Source organism: Azospirillum sp. Marseille-Q6669, from assembly GCF_965111635.1.
Genome location: NZ_CBCOOP010000005.1, coordinates 536,229 through 553,770 on the forward strand (window position 1 = coordinate 536,229; position 17,542 = coordinate 553,770).

The window sequence follows — 17,542 nt, forward strand, 5'->3', positions numbered from 1 at the left end:
ATGACTCACAGCACGTTCACCATCAGCAGCGCGCCGGCCGACAGCCAGCCGGCCACCCCCCTTCCGGCGCCGAAATTCCTGACGGAGAAGCAGGTCGCCGCCGAATACAGCTTGAGCCGCTCCTTCCTCCAGAAGCGCCGCCTGAAGGGTGGTGGCCCCCTTTACAGCGGGGCGGGGCGGGCGATCCGCTATGCCCGCGAGGATGTTGATGCGTGGTTCGCCGACAATCGGCGGGCGTCCACCTCCGACACCCCTTCCGCATTCGGCAGCAAGAGCCGGTTGAAGCGCCCGTGCGGCCATTGCGGCTGCGACTGCGGGGGGCGCGCCTGATGACCGCCCAGCTGCCCACCGTCCCGTCGACCACCATGGTCGTTCCCTATCCGTTCGCTCTGCAAGACGACGGTGTCTTCCTTCGCACCCCCAACCCCGCCACTGGCTCGGAGAGGCTGGACCGCATCTGCGGCCGGTTGGAAGTGCTGTCCTACACCCGCGGCTTCGACAGCACGGGATGGGGACGCGCCGTTAATCTGACCGCGATTGACGGATCGCGCCGGACCATGATCTTGCCCGCTTCCCTGCTCTCCGGCCCGGCGAATTCACTCACCGGCATGCTGGCCAGCAACGGCCTGGACCTGGCTCCGGACAGCGACCTCCGCAAGCTCCTTCCCGACTACCTTCTCGCCTGCACACCGACGGCCTTCGTTCGGCAGGCGGGGCAGCTCGGATGGTGCGCCACGGACGCGTTCGTCCTGCCGTCGGGCGTCCTCGGGAATCCGAAGGAGGACGTGATCGTGGACCGGAACGCCGATGCGGGCTTCGCCAGCAGCGGCACGCTGGACGACTGGAAGGAAGCCGTGGCATCGCCCGCCGAGGGTAACTCGCGGCTGATGCTCGCGCTCTCCCTCGGCTTCGTCGGGCCGCTGCTCGAATGGCTGCCGGGTGAGAACCTTGGCATCCACCTGCGGGGGCGGTCGAGCACCGGCAAGACGACGGCCGCCGCTGTGGCCGCCAGCGTGTGGGGACCGGGGGACAACCGCTTCATCCGGTCCTGGCGGGCGACGGAGAACGCCCTGGAACCTTTGGCTGCCAGCCGGAACGACAACCTGCTCGTTCTGGATGAGATCAGCCAAGCCCCCGCGCGGGTCGTCGCCGAAGCCGCCTATCTGCTGATGAACGGCCAGGGCAAGGCCCGGATGACGCGCAACGCCGAATCGGAACCGACTCGCCGCTGGAAGGTCGTCGTCCTTTCGACCGGGGAAACCTCGTTGTCGAGCATGCTGTCGCGGGGACCGAATCGGGTGCAGGCCGGTCAGGAGGTCAGGCTGATCGACCTTCCCGCCGACGCGGGCGCCGACATGGGTCTGTTCGAGCGGGTGCCGGCGGGCGACACGCCGAACAGCTTCGCCCGCCGGCTCGGGCAGGCCAGTACGGAACACTACGGCATGGCCGGTCCCGCTTTCGTCGAACGGCTCATCGCCGATGGTCGGGCCGGTTATGACAATGCGAACCAGCAGATCGGCGCTTTCGTGAAGGAGTACTGTGCGGACGACGTGGACGGTCAGGTCCGCCGGGTGGCCTACAGGTTTGGTCTCGCCGCCGTCGCTGGGGAACTGGCGATCCAGTACGACATCCTGCCTTGGCAGGGCGGTGCCGCCTATCAGGCAGCCGGTCAGTGTTTCCGGGATTGGCTCGCCGAGCGCGAATCGACCACGGCGCACGAGGCGACAGCGGGTATCGAGCGGATCCGGGACTTCCTGCTTCGCTATGGCCCCACGCGGTTCACGTCGCTGGACGACCCGGACGAAAGGGCTGCCGCCAACCGCGTCGGCTTCCGCACGCGCACGAAGGATGGTGGCACCGACTACTTCATCTTCCCGGCTGCCTTCCGCGACGACATCTGTGCCCCGCTCCATGCGCGAGACGTGATCAAGGAGTTGGACACCCGTGGGTTCCTGGTGAAGGGCCGCGGCGGGCCATCGGTGACCAAGCGGCTGCCGGGCTACGGGAACGCGATCAAAGTCTACCACGTCCGCGGCACGGTCGTCGGTGACGACGAGGACGACAACGCGCTGACCGGCTGACGACAAAGGGGAGGGGGCGGCTGGCCCCTCCCCGTTCGCGCGGTGTGACCGGGTAACCGTGTAACCGCGCGACCGCTGAAGTGACCGCCACCTTTTAGAGGATAGACGCAGATACGAAATAAAAAATCGATGCACCCGAGACACCGCTGAAAGTGTCAGGCCGTACAGCTCGAATTGCACAGAGCTTAAGCGGCGTATGCTGAGCACAGACCGGTCACACTGTCTGGCATCCCGGACGCAATCAAGGAAGTCCATCCTTGACCAGACAGGTGGCGGTTTTATACAGAAAACTGAATCCCCATGGCTCGTCCTAAGGCCAAGTCCTACCGCTACCAGCATAGTTATAAGCAGCGCAGCTATCGCAAGAAAGTCATTGAATCCCTCAAGCAAAATCCCGTAACCAGCACGCTCGCTTCACGCATGGAAAGGTGTGCAACGATCGAAAATAACCGCTCCTCTTTCCAGAATGTTTTTCGCTGCGGGAGTATGTTCTGTCCGGACTGTCGTCGACACCTCATTCGCAGTCGAATTAAGAAAGCCCTAGAAACGTTCAAATCTTACCAGCACTCGGAGGTCTTCTTCGTTACGCTCCTATTCCCGACCCGTCACTCGCTGTTCCTCCCCATCGCCAGGATGAATACCGATGCGGACATCTCCAACGCGCTGACACGCCGCGTGTCCTCGCTGGATGCCGTCGCACAGACGGATATTCGAAGGATCAAGGCACAGGTCGGACGGCTCTTGGACCGCGCGAAGCTCGACCGGGTGGATCAGATCGGCTGGATCGAGTTCGCTACCAAGATGCCGGAGGAGATGAATGAAAGGGGTCGGATGTTCATCGACCAAAGCAAGGCCCGCGATTGGCATGGGTTCAGTCAAGACCCAACCGAAGTGATCAACGGCCACGCGCACTTCATCTTCGCCGCGACGAAGGATGGACGGTCGCTCAATGGTGAGGAGATCGGGGACCTCTTTCGCACGAAGTTCGACCTGCCCACCCAGGTCATGGTCAAACCGCTGCGCCGGCACCAGACTCTCGAGCAGGCTGTTCATAGGACGGTCAGCTACTCGATGAAGACCTTTGTCCCCGAGGAACCGCGACGGGTGCAGGAGCTCGCGCTGTTCTTCGATGCGACTCCCCAAAACCTGCTGAGGTTTGATCGTCGCCGCCGGAACAAGCGCAATCACCGTCCCATAAAAGTGATCAAGCGCGATTCCAGGGAAAGGATCGCACACATCCGCTCGGCCTTGCGAGCCAGGGAATCCGTCCCCGGCCTCATTCCCTGGGACTTCTGACCGCTCCATGTCGCCGTAGCCGCCTCGCCTGACTTGGACCGGCTTCGGCGATGAGCCGGCCCTTCTCGGTTCATCGGACCATGGCTGTGACCCAGCGGCTCCACAGTCAACGATGTCCCGAGGATGGTCGGCCATGCCATGTAACGTCTTTGCGCAGTAACCCTGGTCCGGTGCAATCGGACCATCTGGCCGAGGTCCTGCGGGCTCTTGAGCCGGTTTGCGCGACAGATGATCAATTTGCAGCCGATCCGCCATTTAGTCGTCTCCGGCCACGATTGGGTCTGCTTTCCTTTTGGCCGCCTACAAGCTCCACGAATCGGTACGCGACAGAAGAGCTAGATCACGATGGGGACGAGAGGCGGTGACCAGCTGACCTGCCCCCAAAGCCGCACCTACCGAATCCGGCGCGCAACCTTCTAAAAGAGAATATGCCCTAATCCATGCTCGTATATTGATTATGGTCTTTTACGCATCGCTCTGTTGGCGAGCGTCGTGCGGCAATGGTATCTCTATACAGGCTTTGGCTGTCTCGGATTCCGATAGCGGTGATGAGATCGTGAACGAAAACACTCTAGCAACCGCGCTTGCGGTGATCAAAAAGGACTGGTCGGTCCTGTCGTCGCGCATCCGCACTGCCGAGCACGAATTGAGCACCGACCATCGACACCTCAATCTGCGTCTGCATTATCCCGCACTGCGCGACGCCGAAGCTACGGTCGAGGAACTCGCCCAGACGATCGCGCTCTACCTGACTCACTTCAGCCTGCCACGAAAACGGGTCGAAGCCGTCTATGCATCTCTGGAGAAAATGGCGTCGGCGTTCGAGCGTCATCAAGCAATCTCCCGCCTTGAGCAGGAAGCACGTTCGCTGTTCATCCGGGCGAGGAGGTCGTCCCAGCGGACAGGGGAGGCCGGCGAACTGCTACTATACCTGCTCACAGAATGGATGTTAGACGCCCCTCAGATCATCGCCAAGATGTCGCTTAAAACCAGTACCCAGATGCCTGTCTATGGCTCTGATGGTATACATGCTCGCTTTGATGCAGAGACTAAGCGCCTGATCTTCTACTCGGGAGAAGCCAAACTCCACAGAGATCTCAGCCAAGTGATCAGGTCTGCAGTCGCATCAATCAAAGCTGGCTCCAACCGCGAGAAGATGCGGCACGAGATTGAACTCGTCCAAAGGCACATTGATTTTACTGGCCTCGACGCTGATGCGCAAACGGCACTGCTCCGCTACCTTGACCCTTTTGACGAAGTCTACAAAGACCGCATCGAGGTGGTGACCTGCCTTATCGGCTTTGATTTTTCCGCTTATGCCGATCTCGAGAAGGACGAAAAGGATGACCTGGACGCGAAATTCAAATCTCTAGCGATTGCCGAACTCCGCCATGTAGGGCCAGCATTCGCTAAAGCATTGAGAGACGCCGACCTACCCAGACAGAGAGTCGAACTCTTCTTATTCCCTGTCCCTTCGGTGTCTAAGTTGCGCGATCACTTCCAAAACCAAATTGGCTGGACCCATAATTAGGATGCAAGCGCTCGCCAACAAAGTCTGGGCCAATCCCGTGTTCCACGCCGCAGCAAGCCGTTTGCAACGAGCATGGCTTGCACAGGATATTGGCGTTACTCAGGATGACCGTCCTGACCTCGAAGAAGTGGTTCGTATTGTACAGGCCTCGGCCATTTTGGCATGTTCGAAAGTTCCCGCGCATCGCGAGCAGGCTTATCGCTCGATGACATCGGCCTTTGACCTTTACGGTGCGTCTGAGCTTCCGCTCGATCAGGCAGCGCGCGTCGTCCTGGCACGCTTGGTTAATTTTCCTGCCATGGCCACGCGTCCTTCAATCCGCGACGCCCTGGTCAATTTGCCAGCCAGTCTCATCACGGAAGAGTTCGTTGTTTCGGATCGCCGAACGGTGAGCCACCGTGGTCAACCAACCGTGCTTACTGATTATCAGTTCAAGCTTTGGCGACGTCTTGTTTCAGGGAAACGCGTAGCCGTTTCTGCGCCAACTTCTGCGGGAAAATCCTTTGTCCTTAAGAGTTTCATCGCGAAACGCTTGGAAGAACCAGATCCTCTTACAGTCGTTTACATCGTCCCGACCCGTGCTCTCATTGCACAGGTCTCCGCCGACATACGTAAAGTTCTCAACGATGATAGAGGAGTTTCAGCTGAGGTGGACGTAATTACTGTCCCAATCGATTCAAAACAGTTTCTGCCAGGGCGTGCTGTATATGTTTTGACTCAAGAAAGACTTAGAATGATGTTAAGTGCCCATCCAACTTTTTTTGCGCAGCTCATCGTTGTTGATGAAGCGCATTCAATTGGTGAGGGCGCCCGTGGCGTACTCTTGCAATGGACTGTGGAAGATCTCCTGAAGCGTTTACCTACAGCCCAACTCCTCTTTGCCAGCCCAATCATTCGAAACCTAGATGTTTTTGGACGGATATTTGATCTAGTCGATATAGATACTCTTCCTGGTGGCGATCCCACAGTTGCTCAGAACTTTCTAGTCGCGACTTTTAATGACGCGGAGGGGGGCGATCTCACTCTGCGCTATGTCGAATCGCCGTTCGTACAAACTAAGGTCGGGAACGTAGCCCTGGGCCACCGCTCGGTAACACGTGTCGAGAAACTTGTGAATCTTGCTACCCACTTTGGTAGAGACGCTTCAAATATCATTTACGCCAACGGCGCAGGTGATGCCGAAACTATCGCGCTTGCTATCTCCGGTCGGCTCAATAGGCAGCCAACTCCACGGCGACAGGCACTAGCCAAGCTTGTAGCGGACACGGTCCATTGGTCTTACGCGCTCGTAACATGCGTGAAGCAGGGTGTTGCTTTCCACTATTCTAATATGCCGACGCAAATCCGGACTGCAGTCGAAGACGCAGTTTCGGAAGGGGATATCGACTATCTCGTATGTACTACAACTCTCCTCCAGGGCGTCAATCTACCGGCAAAGAATCTTTTCCTCTGCCGCCCAAAAAAGGGGGACAGCGAACCCTTGGAGTCGGTCGACTTCTGGAATTTGGCTGGACGGGCTGGGCGGCTGATGAAAGAGTTTCAAGGCAATATTTTTCTCATCGACTATGATAACTGGCACAGGAAGCCACTTGAACAACCCCGCGATGCCACTGTCGTACCAGCGATAGAGGCAGGCATCCTCCGCCGAAATGCTGACCTGTTGCGTGTCGTCGAGCGGCCCGAAAGCCAGCGAACGGAAATCGACCATGTCGATGCTGTCTTCAGTCACCTGCTGCATGAATATTTCTCCGGCAGCCTGTCAAGGATGTTGAAACGAATTCCCACCTTTGGCGACACAACACCGGGCTCGCTGGCCTTGCAAAAGGCGATTGCTGAAGCGGCTGCTGATATAACTCTGCCTGCCAGCGTTTTGCGCATAAATCCAAACATCTCACCGCACAGACAACAGGCTCTTTACCGACGTCTGCATTCGCATGCTGAGATATCTCACGAGGCGGCCAAAGCCCTGGTTCCGAAACATCCGAATGACCGGGAAGCATACCAATCCTATGCCGACATACTCGAAACATGTCATAAAATCATAGAGGGGCGGCCAGATGACTCGCGTCTACATCGTTTTCTCGCCTTCATGGCCTTATCTTGGATGCGAGGAACACCACTCCCTCAGATCATTCAAAACCAGCTGCGTCGAAGCACTGACCCCGATCGTCGTAGAGTTATTCGAAATACCCTTGAAGTAGTTGAGAAGCGTGTGCGCTATCAATGCGTACGATTATTCAGTTGTTACGGTGCCATACTTGCTGAGGTTCTACAGAATGTTGGGCTTCCTGACATCGCCAAATCACTTCCATCCATTCCGCTGTTCCTAGAGCTTGGGGCGTCCGACAAGACGACGCTCAGCCTCATGTCCCACAATTTGTCCCGTGCTACCGCGACCCGCCTGACCCCTCACGCCCCATCCCGCGACTTGAACCCAGAAGAGGCGGTGGAGTGGCTTCGTCGAGCTCCTGTAGAAACCTACCGCCTTCCAACCCTTTTGCTGGAGGAAATTCTCGGGGTCCGAGGCGATAGGAAACCCGACAACGACGCTCTTTGACCCGTAGCATTCAATCACGCGCGCATTTGTAAACAAATTCTTACCGCCCATCATAGTCGCTCCGAGGGGCCATGTCGGTTTTCAAATGCAGATGTCATGCTGAATTGCCACATCGGCTGCCGGGACGTTTGCGCGCGGGAGTGTTCGGACAGTAGCGCTGCTTGAGCAGACAGGGCGCGTAGTCCAGCGTGCTGGCGCGGTAGCGGGTCATCCCGTCCTCGTCGGCGAGCGAGCGCGGCGTCCGATAGGTCTTCTGCCGCGGCCGCAGGTCCTTGCCGGCGGAGCAGACATAGGCGTCGGCCTCGTGATCGTAGGTGAAATCGGCCCGTTCAAAGGTCCCGTCGTAGCGCTCGGATTTGTCGAAGACTGGAATGTGCGGTTCGATCCCGCGCTCATGGACCAGCCATGACCTGCTCCCCAAGTTTCCTCCACTCAGAGTGCGAGTCCCCTCATGTGATGCCCTGAACGGGCGTTGATGGCAACCGGGGCCGGGGCATGCCCCGGCCCCGGTTGCGGCGACGTCCGCGTGGCGACTTCGATCGGCGTGGCGCCGCCGAGGCCGGTGTGCGGTCGGCGGCCAGCCGTTCGGAATAAAGCGCGAAATGCTCCTGGGTACGGTCGAGCAAAGTGCGGGAGGCGTCGACCTCCGCCTAGCGGATGGCACTGCTCGCCTCGACATTGACGATGACGGCGTGGTCGAAGTCGATCAGGTAGTTGGTGGCGTAGGCGAAGAAGGTATGGCCTTTAGTTCCGGGTTGATCGAGGGCCGCCCCATCGCGCTGTTGAACGGCCGCAGATGGGCACGGATGCTGGACAGGTCGACGGACCGGTCGATTGAGCGAAGCAGGTGGTCCGGGAGGTGGCGCTTGAGGCTGAACTCGTAGAACAGCGCATCACCGCCCTCTCGACCATCGTCGCCGTGCTCTCCGATTCCCAGGAGAACTGAATCAGCACTTCTGGCCGCCGGCAACCCCGACTTTTTCAACACAATCGGCGCATAGCGGCTGGTCCCGGACTGTACATATTCCCGGAACGGGGGTTCCGCGCATGTGTACAGATCACGAACATCCGCTTACCCTCCAGCGCAACCCAGGAGGTCGGCATGGCTCGGTACGTCGGTTATCTGCGTGTGTCTACCCAGCGCCAGGGAGCTTCCGGACTCGGCCTTGAAGCCCAACACGCGGCCCTTGCTCTTCACGCCTCCCGCGAAGGGGATTGCATCATCGAGACGTTTTTCGAGGTCGAGTCGGGACGGCGGTCGGATCGTCCCCAGCTTCAGCGCGCTCTCCATCTCTGCAAGCTCACCGGCGCGACGTTGCTGATCGCGAAACTGGATCGTCTTGCACGAAGCGTCGCCTTCATCGCCAACTTGATGGAAAGCGGCGTGGAGTTCATCGCCGCGGACATGCCGTACGCCAACAAGCTGACCGTCCATATTCTGTCGGCCATGGCCGAGTACGAACGGGAGGCCATCAGCGAACGGACCAAAGCCGCTCTGCGCGCCGCGAAAGAACGGGGTGTAATGCTGGGCGGTCCCAATAGAGGAGTCAACCTGCGCGGCCTTCCTCCAACACGTGGCTCCCAACGGATGCGGAAACTCGCGGACCAACGGGCTCAGGATCTCCTCGACGTCGTGTCAGAGATTATGTCATCGGGACCAAAAAGCCTTCGCGAAATCGGTCGCGAGCTAGGCTACCGTCATGTGCCCGCGCCGCGAGGTGGCTGCTGGGGTCCGTCGCAGGTCAGAAACCTGTTGCACCGGCTTGATGCTGTTGGATCAACTAGTGGTCTGCGAGAGATCACCGCACCCTGCGGAGGCATGGAAATCTCGTAGTAGGCCATTGACCTGAAGCTTATTCCCCACGACTGCCGTTGGCTGGAGAACCTCGTCCGAGACGGCAAAATGCCACAAAACAATGCCGCGCACGCGTCGTGCTACTGAGCGACGGCACACTCCTGAACGGCGCCAATACGCCAGGGTGTCTTCGCGGACCATGGACCACTGGTGGCGCCGCATTCAGGAGCAGAGGGTGGACGGCGCAATAAGAGTGCGGATAAAAACCCTGCTCCGTGGAGCCAAGCCGTTGATCTAAATCGGGCCAAAATGGGTTTTAGTCGGCACTCCTATTTCCCCGCACGCTACCAAAGCGCGAGTAGTACGATTACCCAAATCAGCCCTTCCACATCAAAAGGGCCGATCATAAACAAGCAACCGAATCCTAGTTCACTTGCCTACAAGGCAAGAGATCGGAATATAGGGTGCCCGTCATCATAGTTATTCTTAAGTACATTCATCAGCCTTCCGGAGAACTCGTGCCCTTTGTTCTTAAGTCTTCTGTATAGCTGGGAATTATTTCGCTGCCCCTCGGTAACTTTATCGCATTCCTCACGGACCTCTGCTTTAGAGAAATCACCCAAGAAGTCATCATATAGAGCGAGAGCTTGTTCGGCACGATCCCCACAGATATGCCTAACGCGCTCAATGACAGGCATTTCAAACAAGGCTTCTAGAGTATCGCGTTTGTCCTCTGCAGTTTTTCTGTATGTTTCTGCTATTGCCAGCACTCCACTAAAATACAAAAGTTTTCTGGAGAATACCAACTTGATATTCCTTGTTCCCCATTCTTTGGTACTTTCATGGGTTTTAAACTCAAAATCGACACAAATCGTTCTGTAATACCTGATGATGTCATTTAGAAGAAAGAGAGCCAATTGATGGTCGTTGATCCCATCGCGTATATAAGTGTGAATGAGCCTTTTCCGCACATGCTTAAACATTTCTTCATTGTATAGCCACTCTCCCTCTAGAAGATAAAGCATCCTTCGTGTAAATTTTTTGTTGTCATCATCATTTCCGCCGATATTCTTTAACATAACATCCAGCGACTCTACCCGACCAAAAGCCCCATCTTTAGATGCCTCCTTTCCTACCACTTTGCGAATCTGCGGCTTAACAAGCGCCATGCGGTCCTCAACGGCCTTAACATCCGCCTCTTTTTCGCAAACTATAAAAAAGTCTAGGTCGGACTGGCCTGAAGCCTCTCGCCGCGCATAAGAGCCATTGGTCCCTATTATGAAGTTGGCTCCATCGAGGAGCGGGGCAATGTCACTCCGAAGCTGCTCTAAGCGCTTTTCGGAGTATAAGCGGCATTCTTCAATGTTCCTGAGTGCTAAGCTCATCATCCATCTCGAAGCTTGTTTGGATCCACTCGCCATCCGCGGCAGTGACGGATGGCATAAGTTCGGATATATGTAAAGTCCTTAGTTTTTTCGTCTGGCGGTAGCGCAGGCGATCTGCATCAGGGCTAAAGCTATGCACAGTGTCATCAACATAGAATTTTCGATCTTGAACCTCAATTAAGCCAATTTCCTCATCTACTTCATTCAGTAATTGACGCCTTAAGAGGGCTGGTCTTTGCGAAAGCTCAAGCGCTCTGAAAATATCAGGACAGAACTTCCGGAGCTCAGTTTCATTCATATAGTAGCTTTCGACGCCAAACTTGACCAAGTTTTTCTTCATGTAATGTTGAGATATAGCATCTGCTAGTATGCCAGCCTTTCCGTTTATAATGTGCTGGTAAACCTTGCCTTTGAGGCGCCAAAAATCGTCAAGAACACGTTGATCTCCATTATCAGCCCTCAGTACTGCGGACTTGATAATATAGAACGGCGCAGGGCCTATGGAATTGGATGATGCATATGAGTAAGATCTAGAGATAGCTTCGACAGTATCAATGTTTATTGGTCCTGAAAAAAGATGCGCTGTCTTTTCATTGCTTTTTCCTTCTATGAGGGACAAAACTCGTTCAATGTCAATTCCGTTACTTCTTAGAATGTGGTGAATGTCGGCGCCAATTGGAGCTTTTCCCATCAGAATACGGCGACCCGCTTCGTGGTGGCCGATGCCGAAACTTTTCTTGAAGACCGGCTCAAGACTATGCGAAAGCGGAGCATGCCCAATGTCATGTAAAAGCGCGGCAATGACGGTGTGCTTTTCTTCTACATCGCTCACGTTAAGCCATCGGCAACAATAAATGGCGAGTTCTGCTACTCCAAGAGTATGATGATAGCGGGTGTGTCGCCGATGAGTTGGCGCTCCATTTGGATGTATGAGAAAATCGATGGCTCCCAAAAAGCGAATACGACTCAACCTCTGAAATGAAGGCGACATAATTATTTCGTGATATACGTTCGTACTGAAAGTACGATTTATCTCTATTGCGTTTGGATAAAACTTAAACTTTGGCATAGTATCGAACAATGACATGTTGCTCACACATTCCTCGTTGACAGCTTGGAGCGTTTTGGGCGTGTTCAAAACTTTCATTGTACGTTCCGAAACTCAGGAGACGGTTAACATATGGTTAGGGATCATGCACGCGTAGCAATATAGGGTTCGATGAGTGATCCATCTATCAGCCGTCAGCTCTAATCTCTGGGGGCGGACGGTCCCCAGTGCCTTCGCGTGATGGAGGTCAGTCGGGCCCTGAGCGCTGAGGATGCACTGGACGCCGATAGGTCCCCATTAAGGTTGCTCGCTTGACCAAGGGCGGACCAGCCTCCTGCTGCGTGGCTATGCCTTTGATTCTCATACATAATGGCCACGTATTCACTTTTTTTACCGCGGACCCCATAATCTAGCATGTCACACTTTTCGACGCCTTGCTGTAGGGGCATGGCAACAGCTTCAATCGACCCGTATCTTCGCTGCACGGCAAGCCTGCCGAGACCTTGGCGAGATCGTGCCCAGCGGCGTGGTGTCTGAGGGAACCTATGCGCTCTTCGGCGAGCTGAAGCTGTCACTCTATTCCGCTGCGATAACCTGCGGGTAAGTCGCCTGAGGTTGGCACAGCTCGGTCAGGCTTTCCATAGTCGTGTCACGCCGGCACACTGCCCACTCATCAGGCTGCTCCAGCTAGCACGGCACCAATGAGGCGCATGGCTCCCCAGTGAAGGTACCGACAACATTGGTGCGCCGCTTGATTTTGCCGTTCAGGCGTTTAGCGGGTTGGTGCCGAGTAATTTGGTGTGCTGATCGTTGGGGGAGGTGGGGGAAGGACATCTAGGTGGGCCGGCCTCACCTCTCAGACATTACATCGTGGGACATTCCCCAGGGAGCAGCTGATGTTGTCACATTAGCAACTGCACATGGCTGTTGCGGTTGGTCGATGGCACGTGCATATGCGCAGGAGCCCCCTTCTACGCCCAATCATGCCCGCGCCTAAGACTCAGCCGCCAATCGCATGGTCTGTTACCTTGATGGTACCTAGAACGACGAAGGGCTTAGCGCCATTAGCGCTAAGCCCTTGTGTCGATTGACAAAAACTGGTGCCGCAGCAGGGATTTGAACCCCGGACCTACTGATTACGAATCAGTTGCTCTACCCCTGAGCTACTGCGGCGCCGACGTCGGTGCGTCGTGGGCGCGGAAATTAACCGGGGGGGCGGACCGGCGCAAGCGCTTTTTTGGGAGATGGATAAAATTATCCTTTCTGGCGGATGACGTCCAAAAAGGGGTCGGCATAACGCTCCAGCTTCCGGGCGCCGACACCGGGCAGGCGGGCGAAGGCGGCGCGGTCCATCGGGCGCGTCGCGACCATCTCCAGCAGCGTGCTGTCGTGGAAGATCACGTAGGGCGGCACCCCCTGCGCGCGGGCCAGCTCGGTGCGGCAGTCCTTCAGCGCGTGCCACAGCGCGTCGTCGGCGGGCGACAGGGCGCCGCGCGCACCCGCCCGCGACACGCCCTCGCCGGACAGGCCGCCGGAAGGGGCGGAGCCGCCGCGGGAGACGTGGCGGCGCAGCGCGTCGTGGACGCCGCGGCGCTTCTCCACCACCGGGTCCTTGCGCAGCTTCACCGTCTGCTGGCCCTTGATGACCGGGATTCCGGCGTCGGTCAGGCGGAAGCCGCCATAGCCCTCCAGATCGACCGTCAGATAGCCGGCGGCGACGAGCTGGCGGTAGACCGACTGCCATTCCGCCTTCGACAGCTCCTTGCCGCAGCCGAAGGTCTTCAGCGCGTCGTGGGCCTGCTGCGCCACCTTCTCCGTCGCGTTGCCCAGCAGCACGTCGATCAGGTGCCCGGCGCCGTAGCGCTGGCCGGTGCGATAGACCGCCGACAGGGCCTTCTGCGCGGCGACGGTGCCGTCCCAGGTCTCCACCGGCTCCAGGCAGGTGTCGCAATTGCCGCAGGGCGCCTCCAGCGTCTCGCCGAAATAGTTCAGCAGCACCTTGCGGCGGCAGGCCGAGGTCTCGCAGAAGCCGAGCAGCGCCTCCAGCTTGGAGCGCTCGACGCGGCGGTGGGAATCGCCGGCCTCCGACTGCTCCAGCATCTGGCGCAGGCCCACCACGTCGGCCATGCCGTAGCTCATCCAGGCGTCGGCGGGCAGGCCGTCGCGTCCGGCGCGGCCGGTCTCCTGATAATAGGCTTCCAGGCTCTTGGGCGGGTCGAGGTGGCAGACGAAGCGCACGTTCGGCTTGTCGATGCCCATGCCGAAGGCCACCGTCGCCACCATGACGATGCCTTCGCCCTTGATGAACAGGTCCTGGTTCGCCTCGCGCACCTCCGGCGGCAGGCCGGCGTGGTAGGGAAGCGCCTCCCGCCCCTGCTGGTTCAGCCAGTTGGCGGTGTCCTCCACCTTCGCCCGCGACATGCAATAGATGATGCCGGCGTCCTCGGGATGGTTCTCCCGCAGGAAGGCCAGCATCTGCTGGCGTTCGCTCTTCTTCGGGACGACGCGGTAGGTGATGTTGGGCCGGTCGAAGCTGGACAGGAAGACGCGGGCCTCGGTCAGCCCCAGCTTGTCCTTGATCTCCGCGCGGGTCTGCGCGTCCGCCGTGGCGGTCAGCGCGACGCGCGGCACGGTCGGGTGCCGCTCGTGCAGGATGGAGAGCTGGAGATACTCGGGCCGGAAATCATGACCCCACTGGCTGACGCAATGCGCCTCATCCAGTGCGAAGAGGGCGAGCTTGGTGCGGTCCAGCAGGTCGAGGAAGCGCGGGGTGACCAGACGTTCCGGCGCCACATAGACGAGGTCGATCTCGCCACGGACCATGGCCCGCTCCACCTCGCGCGCCTCGGCGGCGTCGAGGGAGGAGTTGAGGAAGGCCGCCCGCACGCCCAACTCGCGCAGCGCCGTCACCTGGTCCCGCATCAGCGCGATCAGCGGCGAAACCACCACCGTCACACCGTCGCGCACCAGCGCCGGCACTTGATAGCACAGCGACTTGCCGCCGCCCGTGGGCATGAGGACGAGCGCGTCGCCGCCACGGATGACGTGGGCGATGATGTCGGCCTGCTGCCCGCGGAAGGCGGAATAGCCGAAGACCGACGCCAGCACCTCCAGGGCGGGGTTGCCGTCAGGGTCCTGGGCCGGCTCCGCCGGATGGGCCTTGAGATTGAAGAGCGAGTCCACGCCGATGCGGTTCAGATGCGGGTCCGTCTCTGGACGATTTAGAATCTGGTGTTCGGGTCAGAATCTGGTGGTCGGGGTGCGATCCCGAACGCGACGGCTATGATGTGGCACAGATCACCCGATTCGTGAAGACGCAATCCGGAAGGGCTGTGGGGACAAGGGTGGCGCATCGCGCGATGCGGGAAAAACTGTGGCGCAAATGCATCCGATCGTGTGTAAGGTGAAAACGGCGGGTGGAACAGGCCACCCGCCGTTTCGAAAGGAGAAAGAGGCATGCCAAAAATGCCCTTTTTCCTGGTGCTCCAGTGGCGGCGATGGCGGATCGAAATCCGCTTCACCGTGCGCTAAGCACTAGGAGCGTGCCGGTGGGTGTTAGGAGCACCTGCCGGCCACTCCCGATAAGGTAGCGCAATTCCCCGGCGTTGCAAATCCCCAACCGGCTACAACAGGTCGCGCAGCATCGCCACCAGCGGCACGTCGGCGGGGGGCATGGGGTAGTCGCCCATGCGGTTCGGGTAGACCCAGGCGAGCTTCTGACCCTCCCGCGCCATCACGTCGCCCTCCCAGACGCGGCAGACGAACAGCGGCATCAGCAGGTGGAACGTTTCGTAGCTGTGCGAGGCGAAGGTGAAGGGAGCGAGGCAGCTCGCCGCCGTGTCGATGCCAAGCTCTTCCTTCAGCTCACGGACCAGCGCGGCCTCCGGCGTCTCGCCCGCGTCGACCTTGCCGCCGGGAAACTCCCACAGCCCGGCCAGCGACTTGCCGGGCGGGCGCTGGGCCAGCAGGACGCGGCCGTCGGCGTCCACCAGGGCGACCGCGACGACCAGCAGGGTCGGCAGGGAACCGGGGGCCGGTGTGGAGGAGGGGTCGAAGCAGGCCGGCATCACGCGGTCTCCTGGGTGAGGAACCGCCAGCGTCCGGCGGTCAATTCATAATGGTCGGCAGCGTCGAGCGGCGTGAAGCCGACCGTCTCCAGCACGCGGCGGGAGCGGTGGTTGTCCGGCGCGATCCGCGCCCACAGGCGGGGCAGGCCCAGCGCGAAGGCGGCGGGAACGACGGCCCGCAGCATCTCCGCGCCATAGCCGACCCCCTGGTGCGGCCGGCCCAGCCAATAGCCGATCTCGCCGTCCGCCAGGATCACGCCGATGCCGCCCACCGGCTGGTCATCGTCCTTACGGACCGCCAGCAGGTCGAGCGACGCGCGCTCCGCCCGGTTGCGGGCGGCCAGGGCGACCCAGACGCGCCCGTCCTCCAGGCCGTAGGGATGGGGCACGCGGGCGAGCCAGCGCGCCACCTCCCACTCCCCGATCAGAGGAACGAAACGCTCCACATCCTCCATGCGGAAGGGGCGGAGCGTCAGCCGCGCCGTGTCGAGGCGCTCGGGCAGGAGTGCGCCGGTCATGACGTCAAGGCCGGCCTCAGCTCCGGTAGGAGCCGTTGATGTCGATGTAGCCGTGGGTCAGGTCGCAGGTCCAGACGCGGGACGTTCCGGTGCCGATGCCCAGGTCGATGTGCACGTCGATCTCCTGGCCCTTCATGTGGGCGGCGACCGGCGCCTCGTCGTAGCCGGGAACCTCCATGCCCTCGGCGCAGATCAGCGTGCCGCCGATGGTGATCTTGATGAGGTCGCGGTCGGCCCGCTCGCCGGCCCGCCCGATGGCGGCGACGATGCGGCCCCAGTTGGCGTCCTCGCCGGCCAGCGCGGTCTTGACCAGCGGGGAGTTGGCGACGGTCAGGGCGATGCGCTTGGCGGCCACGTCGTTCTCGGCGCCGACCAGCGTGATCGAGACGAACTTGGTCGCCCCCTCGCCGTCGCGCACGATCTGCAGCGCGAGGTCGAGCATCACCTCCTCCAACGCCTTGCGGAAGTCGGCCAGCTCCGGCGCCTGGGCGTCGGTGACCGGGGCGTTGCCGGCCTTGCCGGTGGCGAACAGCAGCAGGGTGTCGCTGGTCGAGGTGTCGCCGTCCACCGTGATGGCGTTGAAGCTGCGCTCGGTGAACTCCGACAGCATGGACTGCAGCGCCGGGGCGGCGATGGCCGCGTCGGTGAAGAGAAAGCCCAGCATGGTCGCCATGTCCGGGGCGATCATGCCGGAGCCCTTGGCGAAGCCGCTGATCGTCACCGTCGTCCCGCCGATGGCGACCTGACGGGTCGAGCCCTTGGCGAAGGTGTCGGTGGTCATGATGGCCCGCGCCCCGGCCTCCAGCGCCGCCGAGTCGTCCTTCAGCGCCGGGACCATGCCCGGCAGGACCTTGGCGATGGCGTCGGCGGCCAGCGGGATGCCGATCACGCCGGTGGAGGCGACGTAGACCTCGTCGGTGGCGCAGCCGGCGATCTTGGCGGCGGCCTCGACGGTCGCCTGGACGGTGGCGTCGCCGGCCTTGCCGGTGAAGGCGTTGGCGTTGCCGGCGTTGACCACGACCGCGCGAGCCGAGCCGCGAGGCAGGCTGTCGCGGCACCAGATCACCGGGGCGGAGCAGGTCAGCGACTTGGTCAGCACGCCGGCCACCGTCGTGCCCTCGTCGAGCACGGCCAGCATCAGGTCGTCGCGGCCCTTGTATCGGATGCCGCTGTTGGCGGTGGCGATGCGCACGCCCGCCACGGGCGGGAGCGTCGGGAAGCCGGCGGGTGCCAAGGGGAGACGGTCGTGGCCATGGGGACGGGC

Annotated in this window: 12 protein-coding genes, 1 tRNA gene and 4 pseudogenes; 6 read left to right on the forward strand and 11 right to left on the reverse strand. The window is 59.9% G+C overall.

The window, feature by feature from the left end:
* From ACWPXE_RS27835 to ACWPXE_RS27855, 5 genes are all read left to right on the forward strand, one after another.
* Positions 1-330, forward strand: a complete 330-nt coding sequence (locus ACWPXE_RS27835; protein ID WP_454020419.1) for a helix-turn-helix transcriptional regulator — start codon at positions 1-3, stop codon at positions 328-330.
* Complete coding sequence (locus ACWPXE_RS27840; RefSeq protein ID WP_454020420.1) at positions 330-2,081, forward strand: DUF927 domain-containing protein; 1,752 nt, start codon at positions 330-332, stop codon at positions 2,079-2,081. Before ACWPXE_RS27835 ends, ACWPXE_RS27840 begins: the two co-directional genes overlap by 1 nt.
* Before the next feature lie 300 nt (positions 2,082-2,381).
* Positions 2,382-3,377 carry a hypothetical protein gene (locus ACWPXE_RS27845; protein WP_454020421.1) on the forward strand — a complete coding sequence of 332 codons (996 nt, stop codon included), beginning with the start codon at positions 2,382-2,384 and terminating at the stop codon, positions 3,375-3,377.
* A 556-nt stretch (positions 3,378-3,933) separates the two neighbouring features.
* Positions 3,934-4,908 carry a HamA C-terminal domain-containing protein gene (locus ACWPXE_RS27850; RefSeq protein ID WP_454020422.1) on the forward strand — a complete coding sequence of 325 codons (975 nt, stop codon included), beginning with the start codon at positions 3,934-3,936 and terminating at the stop codon, positions 4,906-4,908.
* A 1-nt stretch (position 4,909) separates the two neighbouring features.
* The gene (locus ACWPXE_RS27855) at positions 4,910-7,465 is read left to right on the forward strand and encodes a DEAD/DEAH box helicase (protein ID WP_454020423.1); all 2,556 of its coding nucleotides are present in this window, start codon (positions 4,910-4,912) and stop codon (positions 7,463-7,465) included.
* Positions 7,466-7,580: 115 nt separating this feature from the next.
* Here ACWPXE_RS27855 and ACWPXE_RS27860 read toward each other — a convergent pair.
* From ACWPXE_RS27860 to ACWPXE_RS27870, 3 pseudogenes are all read right to left on the reverse strand, one after another.
* Positions 7,581-7,874, reverse strand: a pseudogene (locus ACWPXE_RS27860) (IS5/IS1182 family transposase); the annotation flags it as partial.
* 153 nt (positions 7,875-8,027) lie between these two features.
* Positions 8,028-8,253 (reverse strand): annotated as a pseudogene (locus ACWPXE_RS27865) (IS5/IS1182 family transposase); the annotation flags it as partial.
* Positions 8,211-8,396: pseudogene (locus tag ACWPXE_RS27870) on the reverse strand (IS5/IS1182 family transposase); the annotation flags it as partial. The pseudogenes ACWPXE_RS27865 and ACWPXE_RS27870, both read right to left, overlap by 43 nt.
* A gap of 171 nt (positions 8,397-8,567) precedes the next feature.
* Here ACWPXE_RS27870 and ACWPXE_RS27875 point away from each other — a divergent pair.
* Complete coding sequence (locus ACWPXE_RS27875) at positions 8,568-9,299, forward strand: recombinase family protein (protein ID WP_454020424.1); 732 nt, start codon at positions 8,568-8,570, stop codon at positions 9,297-9,299.
* 398 nt (positions 9,300-9,697) lie between these two features.
* Here ACWPXE_RS27875 and ACWPXE_RS27880 read toward each other — a convergent pair whose 3' ends face one another.
* The 8 genes and pseudogenes from ACWPXE_RS27880 to argJ form a co-directional block, all read right to left on the reverse strand.
* Positions 9,698-10,645: a DUF294 nucleotidyltransferase-like domain-containing protein gene (locus ACWPXE_RS27880; RefSeq protein ID WP_454020425.1), complete on the reverse strand. Its 948-nt coding sequence runs from the start codon at positions 10,643-10,645 to the stop codon at positions 9,698-9,700.
* Complete coding sequence (locus tag ACWPXE_RS27885; protein ID WP_454020426.1) at positions 10,620-11,792, reverse strand: HD domain-containing protein; 1,173 nt, start codon at positions 11,790-11,792, stop codon at positions 10,620-10,622. Before ACWPXE_RS27885 ends, ACWPXE_RS27880 begins: the two co-directional genes overlap by 26 nt.
* Before the next feature lie 477 nt (positions 11,793-12,269).
* Positions 12,270-12,508: pseudogene (locus tag ACWPXE_RS27890) on the reverse strand (transposase); the annotation flags it as partial.
* Between the two features lie 283 nt (positions 12,509-12,791).
* A tRNA-Thr gene (locus ACWPXE_RS27895) sits at positions 12,792-12,866 on the reverse strand.
* Between the two features lie 81 nt (positions 12,867-12,947).
* Entirely contained in the window at positions 12,948-14,876 is a 1,929-nt protein-coding gene (gene recQ / locus ACWPXE_RS27900; protein WP_454020427.1) for a DNA helicase RecQ, read from the reverse strand.
* A gap of 440 nt (positions 14,877-15,316) precedes the next feature.
* Complete coding sequence (locus ACWPXE_RS27905) at positions 15,317-15,760, reverse strand: (deoxy)nucleoside triphosphate pyrophosphohydrolase (RefSeq protein WP_149164075.1); 444 nt, start codon at positions 15,758-15,760, stop codon at positions 15,317-15,319.
* Entirely contained in the window at positions 15,760-16,278 is a 519-nt protein-coding gene (locus tag ACWPXE_RS27910) for a GNAT family N-acetyltransferase (protein WP_454020428.1), read from the reverse strand. Before ACWPXE_RS27910 ends, ACWPXE_RS27905 begins: the two co-directional genes overlap by 1 nt.
* Positions 16,279-16,294: 16 nt before the next feature.
* Positions 16,295-17,512 (reverse strand): bifunctional glutamate N-acetyltransferase/amino-acid acetyltransferase ArgJ, encoded by a 1,218-nt coding sequence (gene argJ / locus ACWPXE_RS27915; protein WP_454020429.1) that lies wholly within the window; start codon positions 17,510-17,512, stop codon positions 16,295-16,297.
* Between the last annotated feature and the right edge of the window lie 30 nt (positions 17,513-17,542).

Bases quoted from the DNA above. Each gene is read 5' to 3' on its own strand.
- ACWPXE_RS27835 (WP_454020419.1), top strand. From the start codon at position 1: ATGACTCACAGCACGTTCACCATCAGCAGCGCGCCGGCCGACAGCCAG.
- ACWPXE_RS27840 (WP_454020420.1), top strand. From the start codon at position 330: ATGACCGCCCAGCTGCCCACCGTCCCGTCGACCACCATGGTCGTTCCC.
- ACWPXE_RS27845 (WP_454020421.1), top strand. From the start codon at position 2,382: ATGGCTCGTCCTAAGGCCAAGTCCTACCGCTACCAGCATAGTTATAAG.
- ACWPXE_RS27855 (WP_454020423.1), top strand. From the start codon at position 4,910: ATGCAAGCGCTCGCCAACAAAGTCTGGGCCAATCCCGTGTTCCACGCC.
- ACWPXE_RS27875 (WP_454020424.1), top strand. From the start codon at position 8,568: ATGGCTCGGTACGTCGGTTATCTGCGTGTGTCTACCCAGCGCCAGGGA.
- ACWPXE_RS27880 (WP_454020425.1), bottom strand. From the start codon at position 10,645: ATGAGCTTAGCACTCAGGAACATTGAAGAATGCCGCTTATACTCCGAA.
- ACWPXE_RS27885 (WP_454020426.1), bottom strand. From the start codon at position 11,792: ATGAAAGTTTTGAACACGCCCAAAACGCTCCAAGCTGTCAACGAGGAA.
- ACWPXE_RS27905 (WP_149164075.1), bottom strand. From the start codon at position 15,760: ATGCCGGCCTGCTTCGACCCCTCCTCCACACCGGCCCCCGGTTCCCTG.
- ACWPXE_RS27910 (WP_454020428.1), bottom strand. From the start codon at position 16,278: ATGACCGGCGCACTCCTGCCCGAGCGCCTCGACACGGCGCGGCTGACG.